Here is a 10843-nt window from a genome sequence, read left to right on the forward strand (position 1 = left end):
CAGCACGTTGCTTGAACTCGCGGGTATAGGTCTTACGCTCTTGCATGGAACCTCCTGAATGGGCGAATCATATCGCCCTTAAGAGGTGTCCGGGATCATTAGGCCAGTTCAGTTTACCCGCGAACACGGGCGAAGCCCGTGCCATATACCGCGTCGCATTCTTCGCGGGTAAACCCGCTCCCACAGAATCCCTCGCGGTCTTGAGTACAAACAAGATCCGGATGAGTACGGGGTCTTTCAGTGAAAGCCCGAAGCGAAGGATCCTCAGTCTGATCGCTTCAATAAAAAAACCGCCCTTCTCAGGCGGTTTTTTTTGTCTGTCATTTCAGCAGGCTGAGCTCGAAAGGCTCAAGCGCCCAATCAATCCACCTTCTCGAACTTCAAATCCCAAACCCCATGCCCCAAGCGCTCACCACGGCGCTCGAACTTGGTGATCGGCCGCTCTTGGGGACGTGGCACATACGCGCCATCCGCCGCCTGGTTACGGTAACCGGGCGCAGCGCTCATCACTTCCAGCATGTACTCGGCATACGGTTCCCAGTCGGTCGCCATGTGGAACACGCCACCCGGCTTGAGCTTGCGGCGTACCAGCTCTGCGAATTCCAGCTGCACGATGCGGCGCTTGTGATGGCGCGCTTTGTGCCAAGGGTCTGGGAAGAACAGCATCAAACGGTCGAGGCTGTTATCGGCCACGCAGCGATTGAGCACTTCGATGGCATCGCAGTCATACACCCGCAGGTTCTTCAGCCCTTGGGTCAGTACGCCATTGAGCAGCGCGCCAACGCCCGGACGGTGCACTTCGACACCGATGAAATCCTGCTCAGGCGCGGCAGCGGCCATCTCCAGCAGGGAGTGGCCCATGCCGAAACCGATCTCCAGGGTGCGCGGCGCCGAACGGCCGAACACCTGGTCGTAGTCCACCGGGCTGTCGGCCAGGGGCAGGATGAACAGGGGGCCACCCTGGTCCAGGCCGCGTTGCTGACCTTCGGTCATGCGCCCGGCGCGCATCACGAAACTCTTGATACGGCGGTGTGGGCGCTCTTCGCCTTCGGCGGTGATCGGCGTTTCTTGCGATTCAGTCATCAGGAGCTCTTACTTGATCAGACCATCCAGCGGCGAAGAGGCGCTGGCATAGAGTTTCTTCGGCATGCGGCCGGCCAGGTAGGCCAGGCGACCTGCCACGATGGCGTGCTTCATGGCTTCAGCCATCAACACCGGTTGCTGGGCATGGGCGATGGCCGAGTTCATCAGCACCGCCTCGCAGCCCATCTCCATGGCGATGGTGGCGTCGGAGGCAGTACCCACGCCGGCATCGACCAGCACCGGCACCTTGGATTCTTCGAGGATGATCTGCAGGTTGTAGGGGTTGCAGATGCCCAGGCCGGTACCGATCAGGCCAGCCAGTGGCATGACCGCAATACAGCCCGCTTCGGCCAGCTGACGGGCGATGATCGGGTCGTCGCTGGTGTAGACCATCACGTCGAAACCGTCCTTGACCAACACTTCGGCGGCCTTGAGGGTTTCGATCACGTTGGGGAACAAGGTTTTCTGGTCGGCCAGCACTTCCAGCTTGACCAGGTTGTGGCCATCCAGCAGTTCACGGGCCAGGCGGCAAGTGCGCACGGCTTCGACAGCGTCGTAGCAGCCCGCAGTGTTCGGCAGGATGGTGTAACGGTCGGGTGGCAGCACATCGAGCAGGTTCGGCTCGCCCGGGTTCTGACCGATGTTGGTACGGCGCACAGCGACGGTGACGATCTCGGCACCCGAGGCCTCGATGGCCAGGCGGGTTTCTTCCATGTCACGGTATTTGCCGGTGCCGACCAGCAGGCGCGACTGGAAAGTGCGCCCGGCCAGGGTAAAGGGCTTGTCGCTACGAACGTTGCTCATCGTTGTTCCTCGGGAAAAGGTTACTGGGCTTGCGTGTGAACCGCCGAGCCGCTATCAGCCGCCGCCGATGGCGTGGACCACTTCAACCTGGTCGCCTTCGTTCAGCGCAGTGCTGTCGTGCTGGCTACGCGGCACGATATCCAGGTTGAGTTCCACTGCTACCCGGCGCCCGGTGAGGTCCAGGCGCGTCAGCAGGGCCGCGACGCTTTCGCCAGCGGGCAGTTCGTAAGGTTCACCGTTCAGTTGAATGCGCATGCGCACGGCCACCATTGTGCTTTGGGGCACGCATTCTAGCGCCGAACACCCCGTTTACCCAAGGCCGGTGCACGCCATTAGTCGCGATTGTGGACCACTCGGTCAGCCCAGCCGCCAGGCTGCCAGGCCCAGGCACAGCCACCCTGCGAGGAAGCACAGGCCGCCAAAGGGCGTGATGATGCCGAGCTTGCTCACGCCTGTCAGGGTCAGCAGGTACAGGCTACCGGAGAACAGCAGGATACCCAGCGCGAACAGACCGCCGGCCCAGCCCACCAGGCGCCCCGGCAAATGCGCTGCCAGCACGGCAACACCGAAAATCGCCAAGGCATGCACCAACTGGTAGGTCACGCCGGTGTGGAAGATGGCCAGGTAGTCTGGCGTCAGGCGGTTTTTCAGCCCATGCGCGGCGAAAGCGCCCAGGGCCACACCGGTAAAGCCGAAAAAGGCGGCAAGCATGAGGAAGCTGCGAAGCATGGGACGACTCCTTGTATCGGGTCTGTATAATGGCCCGTTCCACCCGCCCGGCCAAGCCATCGACATGCTGCCATCCCTTATCCGCCGCCTCACTCGCGCCCTGCTCTGGTTCGCTGCCGGCAGTATCGTATTGGTGCTGGTGTTTCGCTGGGTGCCGCCCCCCGGCACGGCGTTGATGGCCGAGCGCAAGGTCGAGTCCTGGCTGAATGGCGAGCCCATTGACCTGCAGCGCGACTGGGAACCGTGGGAGAACATCTCCGATGAGCTCAAGGTCGCGGTCATTGCCGGTGAAGACCAGAAGTTCGCCACCCATTGGGGTTTTGACATCCCGGCCATTCAGGCAGCGCTGGCCTACAACGAACGCGGCGGCAACATTCGCGGGGCCAGCACGCTGACCCAGCAGGTGGCCAAGAACCTGTTCCTGTGGTCGGGCCGCAGTTGGTTCCGCAAGGGCCTGGAAGCCTGGTTCACGGCGCTGATCGAGCTGTTCTGGTCGAAGGAGCGCATCCTCGAGGTCTACCTGAACAGCGCCGAATGGGGCAATGGCGTGTTTGGCGCCCAGGCGGCGGCGCGCTACCACTTCGGGGTCGACGCCAGCCGGCTCAATCGGCAACAGGCCGCGCAACTGGCTGCGGTATTGCCCAGCCCGATCAAGTGGAGCGCCAGCCGCCCCAGCGCCTATGTGGCCAGTCGGGCCGGGTGGATTCGGCGGCAGATGAGCCAGTTGGGTGGGCCTAGCTACCTGATGCAGCTGGATGCTTCGCGCAGGCTTTGAATCATCGACGGGCTTTGCGGGCTCCTTCGCAGCACAAGGCTGCGCCTACAGGTCCGGCGCTATAGCTGTAGGAGCAGCCTTGTGCTGCGAAAGGGCCCGCAAAGCCAACACAAACAAAAAAGCCGCCAACCCTCTTCAGGCCAGCGGCTTTTTGGTACAGCCAGGCGTGAATCACACCGTGATCAACGCCTTGACCTTGTTCATCGCATTCTTTTCCAGCTGACGAATACGCTCAGCCGACACGCTGTACTTGTCCGCCAACTCATGCAACGTCGCCTTCTCTTCCGCCAACCAGCGCTGGTAGAGAATGTCACGGCTGCGCTCGTCCAGGCCTTGCAGCGCTTCATGCAGGTTGCTGGTGGAGTTGTCGCTCCAGTCGGCATCCTCAAGCTGTACGGCAGGGTCGTAGCGGTGGTCTTCCAGGTAATGCGCAGGCGACTGGAACGCGCTGTCATCATCGGCTTCCGCCGCTGGGTCAAAGGCCATGTCCTGACCACTCAGGCGGCTTTCCATCTCGCGCACTTCACGCGGTTCGACGCCCAGGCTCTCTGCCACGCGATGAACTTCATCGTTGTTCAGCCAGGCCAGGCGCTTCTTCTGGCTGCGCAGATTGAAGAACAGTTTGCGCTGGGCCTTGGTGGTCGCCACCTTGACGATGCGCCAGTTGCGCAGGATGAATTCGTGGATTTCGGCCTTGATCCAGTGCACGGCAAAGGACACCAGGCGCACGCCCATCTCTGGGTTGAAGCGTTTGACGGCCTTCATCAGGCCGACGTTGCCTTCCTGGATCAGGTCAGCCTGGGCCAGGCCGTAGCCTGCATAGCTACGGGCGATATGTACGACGAAACGCAGGTGGGCCATCACCATTTGCCGAGCGGCCTCAAGATCCTGCTCGTAATAGAGACGCTCGGCCAGATCACGCTCCTGCTCGACCGTCAGCAGCGGGATGCTGTTGACCGTGTGCACATAGGCTTCCAGGTTTGCACCGGGCACCAGGGCATAGGCAGGTTGCAACGATGTGGTCATTCAAGAACCTCCGACTTACTAGACTCGCGCCTTGTGGGCACTGCCAACATTGACCGGAAACCGGTAAACAAGTTCCCAAAACGGTAATAAAGTCAATGCTGGCACGGGAAAAACTATCGTGGCGCCAGCTCGTTCAAATGGCGAGCGACCGCGATCCATGCACCGATATACCCCAACAGTACCGCTCCGATCAAGAGCGACAGACCATCGGACGCCGGCACCCCACCCAGGGCGAAGTCACTGCCATACAGCCCGGAGAGCCCGACGACCGCCTGGTTCAGCCAGTTCAGGCCGAATGCCAGGATGCCCCAGGCCAACAGCCCCGCGCCCAGGCCATACAAGGCGCCCATGTACAGGAACGGCCGGCGTACATAGCTATCGGTGCCGCCGACCAGCTTGATCACTTCGATCTCGGTACGGCGGTTTTCAATATGTAGACGAATTGTGTTACCGATTACTAACAGCAGCGCAGAAATCAGCATGACAGCCAGGCCGAAGACAAAGCGATCGCCCAGCTTCAGGATTGCCGCCAGGCGCTCGACCCAGACCAGGTCCAGCTGTGCCACTTCGACCTTTGGCAGCTCCGACAGGCGCTGACGCAAGGCTTCAAGTGCTGGCTTGTCGACCTCGGTCGGGGTCACCACCACCACGCCAGGCAGCGGGTTCTCGGGGAGCTCGCGCAACGCCTCACCCAGGCCGGACTGCTGCTGGAACTCTTCCAGCGCTTGGTCGCGGCTGACATACAGCGCGTCGGCCACCCCGGGCATGTGCTTGATCTCGTCGCGCAGCGCTTCACCTTCCTTGCTGCCAGCGTCGAGCTTGAGGTACAGCGAAATCTGCGCGGCGCGCTGCCAGGAGCCGCCGAGCTTTTCGACGTTCTTCAGCAGCAACGACAGGCCCATGGGCATGCTCAACGCCACTGCCATTACCAGGCAGGTGAAGAAGCTGCCGATCGGCTGCTTGCCGAGGCGACGCAAGCTGTCGGCCATGCTCGCGCGATGGCTTTCCAGCCAGGCGTGCAGCAGTGTGCGGAAATCTGGGCCGTCATCGTCGTCGCGTTTTTTCTTCGCCGGTTGCGGGTCGGCGGGTTTCGGCGCAACCCGTTCGGAAACCTTCGGCGTACGTGTAGTGCTCATTGCCCGGCCTCCCCATCGCCGATCAAACGGCCGCGCTGCAGGGTCAGCATGCGATGCCGCATGCGCGCGATCAATGCCAGGTCGTGGCTGGCGATCAATACCGTGGTGCCCAGGCGGTTGATGTCTTCGAACACGCCCATGATCTCTGCGGCCAGGCGCGGGTCAAGGTTGCCGGTGGGTTCGTCGGCCAGCAACAGGGCCGGCTGATGGACGATGGCACGTGCGATACCGACCCGTTGTTGCTGCCCCGTGGACAAATCGGCCGGGAACAGTTCGCCTTTGTCGGCCAGCGAGACACGCTCCAAGGCCGAGTCGACGCGTTTGGTGATCTCGGCCTTGGACAGGCCGAGGATCTGCAGCGGCAAGGCGATGTTGTTGAACACCGTGCGGTCGAACAGCAACTGGTGGTTCTGGAACACCACACCGATCTGCCGGCGCAGGAACGGGATCTGCGCATTGCTGATCTGGCCCAGGTCCTGCCCTGCCAGCAGCAGCTTGCCGCTGGTCGGGCGCTCCATGGCCAGCAGCAGGCGCAGCAGGGTGCTCTTACCGGCACCCGAGTGCCCGGTGACGAACAGGAATTCGCCCCGGCGCGCCCGGAAACTCAGCTCATGCAAGCCTACATGGCCATTGGGATAGCGCTTGGCAACCTGTTCGAATCGGATCATGGATGCTCTCGCTCGGCGAACAGCGCTTTGACGAACGGCTCGGCTTCGAAGGTGCGCAGGTCGTCGATACCTTCACCCACACCGATGAAACGGATCGGAATGCTGAACTGCTTGGCCAGGGCGAAGATAACGCCGCCTTTGGCGGTGCCGTCCAGCTTGGTCAAGGCCAGGCCGGTCAGTTCGACGCTCTGGTTGAAGTACTTGGCCTGGCTGATGGCGTTCTGGCCGGTGCCGGCGTCGAGCACCAGCAGCACCTCGTGCGGCGCCTCGGCGTCGAGTTTGCCGATCACTCGGCGCACCTTCTTCAGCTCTTCCATCAGGTTGTCTTTGGTGTGCAGACGGCCGGCGGTATCAGCGATCAGCACGTCGACGCCACGGGCCTTGGCGGCCTGCACGGCGTCGAAGATCACCGAGGCCGAGTCGGCACCGGTGTGCTGGGCGATTACCGGGATCTGGTTACGCTCACCCCAAACCTGCAACTGCTCGACCGCCGCGGCGCGGAAGGTGTCGCCCGCAGCCAGCATGACCTTCTTGCCTTCCAACTGCAGCTTCTTGGCCAGCTTGCCAATGGTGGTGGTCTTGCCGGCGCCGTTCACGCCGACCACCAGGATCACGTAGGGCTTGTTTTGCGCCTGGATCTTCAACGGCTGCTCGACCGGACGCAGCAGCGCGGCCAGTTCTTCCTGCAGCGACTTGTACAGCGCATCGGCATCGGCCAACTGCTTGCGGGCGACCTTCTGGGTCAGGTTCTGGACGATGGCCGAAGTCGCTTCCACGCCAACGTCGGCGGTCAGCAGGCGGGTCTCGATCTCGTCGAGCAGGTCGTCATCGATGACTTTCTTGCCCAGGAACAGGCTGGCCATGCCTTCGCCGATACTGGCGCTGGTCTTGGACAGGCCCTGTTTGAGGCGGGCGAAGAAGCCGGGTTTGGACTGTTCAGTGGCGACCGGCGCGGCAACGGGCTCGGGGTCGACCGGAGCGGGAGCTGGAGCTGGAGCCGCGACCGGGGCGGGTTCGGCAACCACCGGCGCGGCAGGCTCGACCACTGGGCGCTCAGGAATTGCAGGCGGGGCCGTGGGCTCAAGGTCCGGCACCAGGGCCACAGGCTCTTCGGCAACGGGCAATACCAGATTGCTGACAGGCGGCTCGACGGCACGAATTACCGGGGCTTCGGGGGCAGTCACCACCGGCGCTGGGCGTTCGACCTGCGGCGCACTGGCTTGCGCGTTCGCGGGCATGCTCGCCGCCACAGGGGGCTGGGCAGGCTGAGAAGGCTCAGGGTCAGCCAGGGCCGGCACAGGTTGAGGCGGCTCGGGCGCAACAGGGGCTTGTGCGGCCACCGGTTCGGCCGGCGCCACAGCAGGCTGCTCGACGGCAGGCTGCGCTGCTACCGGCTCTTCAGCCTGTGGCTCGGGTGTTTGCGGCTGTTCGGCGACAGGTTGCTGCGGCTTCTTGCGAAACCAGCTGAACAGGCCTTTCTTTTCGCCAGACTCGGCCGGCGCTTTTTTGTCGTCGTTGGAACCAAACATGGAGGACGGCTATCTCAGGGTAGCGATGCGCCAGCAATGACGCATCGGGAATTCTCTATACGCAGAACAGACTATCTTGAAGCCGGCTGGTTCATGCGCAACGTTTTGTCTTAGTGTCCTGTGGGCCAGAACGGCGACAGGCATGGTCGCCAGGCAACCGGATCAGTATCCTAGCACCTCCTGGCCCGCCGACGCTAAACCCTGCGGGCCGCCGAACAGGTTAAACACCGTATGAATGCTCTAGCCCGCCGCGCCGCTGGCCTGTTGCTCGGCACGCTCTGCCTGCCGCTCGCGGCCTTCGCCGCCGATGTGCAACCGACCCACGAATTCATCCTCGACAACGGCCTCAAGGTGGTCGTGCGCGAAGATCACCGCGCGCCGGTGGTGGTCTCGCAGATCTGGTACAAGGTGGGCTCCAGCTACGAGACCCCGGGCCAGACCGGCCTGTCCCACGCCCTTGAACACATGATGTTCAAGGGTAGCGCCAAAGTCGGCCCCGGCGAGGCCTCGCGCATCCTGCGCGACCTGGGTGCGGAAGAGAACGCCTTCACCAGCGACGACTACACGGCCTATTACCAGGTGCTGGCCCGCGACCGCCTGCCGGTGGCCCTTGAGCTGGAGGCCGATCGCCTGGCCAGCCTGCGCCTGCCCGCCGACGAGTTCAGCCGCGAAATAGAAGTGATCAAAGAGGAGCGCCGCCTGCGCACCGACGATCAGCCCAATGCCAAGGCGTTCGAGCTGTTCCGCGCGATGGCCTACCCGGCCAGTGGCTACCACACCCCGACCATTGGCTGGATGGCCGACCTCGACCGCATGAAGGTCGAAGAGCTGCGCCATTGGTACGAATCCTGGTATGCGCCCAACAATGCCACCCTGGTGGTGGTCGGCGATGTCACCGTCGATGAGGTCAAGGGCCTGGCGCAAAAGTACTTCGCCGGCATTCCCAAGCGTGCGGTGCCGCCCGCCAAGCTGCCGCTTGAGCTGGCCGAACCCGGCCAACGCCAGTTGACCTTACACGTGCGCACCCAGTTGCCGAGCCTGATCTACGGCTTCAACGTACCTGGCCTGCCGACCGCCAAGGACCCGCGCACGGTGCATGCCCTGCGCCTGATCTCGGCCCTGCTCGATGGCGGCTACAGCGCACGGATGCCAGCCCGCCTGGAGCGTGGCCAGGAGCTGGTGGCCGGTGCGTCGTCCAGCTACAACGCCTTCACCCGTGGCGACAGCCTGTTCCTGATCTCGGCCACGCCGAACGTGCAAAAGCAAAAAACCATGGAAGACGTGGAAAAGGGCATCTGGCAGTTGCTGGAAGAACTCAAGACCACCCCACCCAGCGCCGAAGAACTCGAACGCGTGCGCGCCCAGGTGATCGCCGGCCTGGTCTACGACCGCGACTCCATCAGCAGCCAGGCCACCACCATCGGCCAGCTGGAGACCGTGGGCCTGTCTTGGAAGCTGATCGACAGCGAACTGGACGAGCTCAAGCGCGTGACCCCGCAAGACATCCAGAACGCTGCGCGCACCTATTTCACCCGCGAACGCCTGAGCGTTGCCCATGTATTGCCCGAGGAGTCCGCTCATGAGTGATCGCAGCGCACCACGCCACACCCTGCTGGCGACGGGCATCCGCGCCCTGGCGCTGGCGGCGGTACTGACGGCCCCGGCCCTGGCCGACAACGCGGCCAAGGCTGACAGCACCGCGGCCCGCCCGGCCAATACCCTGCAGTCGCTGGCCGAACTGGACGGCAAGGCCCCCAGCCGACGTCAACTGAACATCCAGCACTGGAACACCGCCGAAGGCGCCCGGGTACTGTTCGTCGAAGCCCGCGAACTGCCGATGTTCGACCTGCGCGTCACCTTCGCCGCCGGTAGCAGCCAGGACGGCGGCACGCCAGGCCTGGCCGCCTTGACCAACGCCATGCTCAACGAGGGCGTGGCCGGCAAGGACGTGACCGCTATTGCCGAAGGCTTCGAGGGCCTGGGCGCAGACTTCGGCAACGGCTCGTACCGCGACATGGCCGTGGCATCGCTGCGCAGCCTGAGCACCAAGGACAAGCGCGAACCGGCGCTTAAGCTGTTCGCTGAAGTGGCAGGCAAGCCGACCTTCCCCGAGGACGCCCTCAAGCGCATCAAGAACCAGATGCTGGCCGGCTTCGAATACGACAAGCAGAACCCCGGCAAGCTCGCGGGCAAGGCCCTGTTCGGCAAGCTGTACGGCGACCACCCGTACGCCCACCCGAGCGACGGCAGCGCCGAGAGCATCAACGGCATCACCCTGGCACAGTTGCGCGCCTTCCACGCCAAGGCCTACTCGGCCGGCAACGCGGTCATCGCCCTGGTCGGCGACCTCAGCCGCACCGAAGCCGAAGCCATTGCCGCCCAGGTATCCGCCGGCCTGCCGAAAGGCCCGGCGCTGGCTGCACCGGCCCAACCGACCGACCCCAAGGCGGGCCTGACCCACATCGACTTCCCGTCCAAGCAGACCCACCTGATGCTGGCCGAGCTGGGTATCGACCGCCAGGACCCGGACTGGCCGGCCCTGTCGCTGGGTAACCAGATCCTCGGCGGTGGTGCGTTTGGCACCCGCCTGATGAGCGAAGTGCGTGAAAAACGCGGGCTCACTTACGGCGTCTACTCGGTGTTCAGCCCGATGCAGGTACGTGGCCCGTTCATGATCAACCTGCAAACCCGCGCAGAACTCAGCGAAGGCACCCTCAAGCTGGTCCAGGACATCCTGGCCGATTACCTCAAGAGCGGCCCGACCCAGCAAGAGCTGGACGATGCCAAGCGCGAGCTGGCCGGCAGCTTCCCGCTGTCCAATGCCAGCAACGCCAGTATCGTCGGCCAACTGGGGGCCATTGGCTTCTACAACCTGCCGCTGACCTGGCTGGAGGACTTCATGCAGCAGTCCCAGGCGCTCACCGTCGAGCAGGTCAAGGCCGCCATGAACAAACACCTGTCAGCCGATAAACTGGTGATCGTCACCGCGGGCCCCAAGGTGCCGCAAAAACCGCTGCCAGCCCCCACTGACAAGCCTTCCGAGCAACCGCTCGGCGTACCGGAGCACTAATGCCAAGATCCACCCCTCCCGCC

At 63.5% G+C, this 10843-nt stretch carries 11 protein-coding genes; 3 read left to right on the forward strand and 8 right to left on the reverse strand.

Going from position 1 to position 10843, the window contains the following annotated elements; translation table 11 throughout:
* Positions 1-360: 360 nt before the first annotated feature.
* From trmB to HU750_RS26765, 4 genes are all read right to left on the reverse strand, one after another.
* Entirely contained in the window at positions 361-1083 is a 723-nt protein-coding gene (trmB, locus tag HU750_RS26750; RefSeq protein ID WP_027592334.1) for a tRNA (guanosine(46)-N7)-methyltransferase TrmB, read from the reverse strand.
* 9 nt (positions 1084-1092) lie between these two features.
* Positions 1093-1887: a thiazole synthase gene (locus HU750_RS26755; RefSeq protein ID WP_027592333.1), complete on the reverse strand. Its 795-nt coding sequence runs from the start codon at positions 1885-1887 to the stop codon at positions 1093-1095.
* 54 nt (positions 1888-1941) lie between these two features.
* Positions 1942-2142: a sulfur carrier protein ThiS gene (thiS, locus tag HU750_RS26760; RefSeq protein ID WP_033693942.1), complete on the reverse strand. Its 201-nt coding sequence runs from the start codon at positions 2140-2142 to the stop codon at positions 1942-1944.
* Between the two features lie 102 nt (positions 2143-2244).
* Positions 2245-2616, reverse strand: a complete 372-nt coding sequence (locus tag HU750_RS26765) for a DUF423 domain-containing protein (protein WP_027592331.1) — start codon at positions 2614-2616, stop codon at positions 2245-2247.
* A 64-nt stretch (positions 2617-2680) separates the two neighbouring features.
* Between HU750_RS26765 and mtgA the strand changes: the two genes are divergently transcribed.
* The gene (gene mtgA, locus HU750_RS26770) at positions 2681-3391 is read left to right on the forward strand and encodes a monofunctional biosynthetic peptidoglycan transglycosylase (protein WP_027592330.1); all 711 of its coding nucleotides are present in this window, start codon (positions 2681-2683) and stop codon (positions 3389-3391) included.
* Positions 3392-3562: 171 nt separating this feature from the next.
* On the opposite strand, the gene rpoH is transcribed toward mtgA, so the two are convergent.
* From rpoH to ftsY, 4 genes are all read right to left on the reverse strand, one after another.
* Positions 3563-4417, reverse strand: coding sequence for an RNA polymerase sigma factor RpoH (gene rpoH / locus HU750_RS26775; protein WP_023378197.1), 855 nt, complete (start codon positions 4415-4417; stop codon positions 3563-3565).
* 113 nt (positions 4418-4530) lie between these two features.
* Positions 4531-5553, reverse strand: coding sequence for a permease-like cell division protein FtsX (gene ftsX / locus HU750_RS26780; protein ID WP_085272240.1), 1023 nt, complete (start codon positions 5551-5553; stop codon positions 4531-4533).
* A complete protein-coding gene (gene ftsE, locus HU750_RS26785) occupies positions 5550-6221 on the reverse strand; it encodes a cell division ATP-binding protein FtsE (protein WP_027592328.1) in 672 nt (223 codons plus the stop codon). The genes ftsX and ftsE overlap by 4 nt, the downstream gene beginning before the upstream one ends.
* Complete coding sequence (gene ftsY / locus HU750_RS26790) at positions 6218-7750, reverse strand: signal recognition particle-docking protein FtsY (RefSeq protein WP_186683355.1); 1533 nt, start codon at positions 7748-7750, stop codon at positions 6218-6220. The genes ftsE and ftsY overlap by 4 nt, the downstream gene beginning before the upstream one ends.
* A 231-nt stretch (positions 7751-7981) precedes the next feature.
* Between ftsY and HU750_RS26795 the strand changes: the two genes are divergently transcribed.
* Together HU750_RS26795 and HU750_RS26800 are read left to right on the forward strand one after the other, a co-directional pair.
* Complete coding sequence (locus HU750_RS26795) at positions 7982-9337, forward strand: M16 family metallopeptidase (protein ID WP_186683357.1); 1356 nt, start codon at positions 7982-7984, stop codon at positions 9335-9337.
* Positions 9330-10820, forward strand: a complete 1491-nt coding sequence (locus HU750_RS26800; protein ID WP_186683359.1) for a M16 family metallopeptidase — start codon at positions 9330-9332, stop codon at positions 10818-10820. Before HU750_RS26795 ends, HU750_RS26800 begins: the two co-directional genes overlap by 8 nt.
* The last annotated feature ends 23 nt before the right edge of the window (positions 10821-10843 follow it).

The sequence above is a fragment of the Pseudomonas sp. SWRI50 genome (genome assembly GCF_014269095.1).
GTDB classification, from domain to species: domain Bacteria; phylum Pseudomonadota; class Gammaproteobacteria; order Pseudomonadales; family Pseudomonadaceae; genus Aquipseudomonas; species Aquipseudomonas kermanshahensis.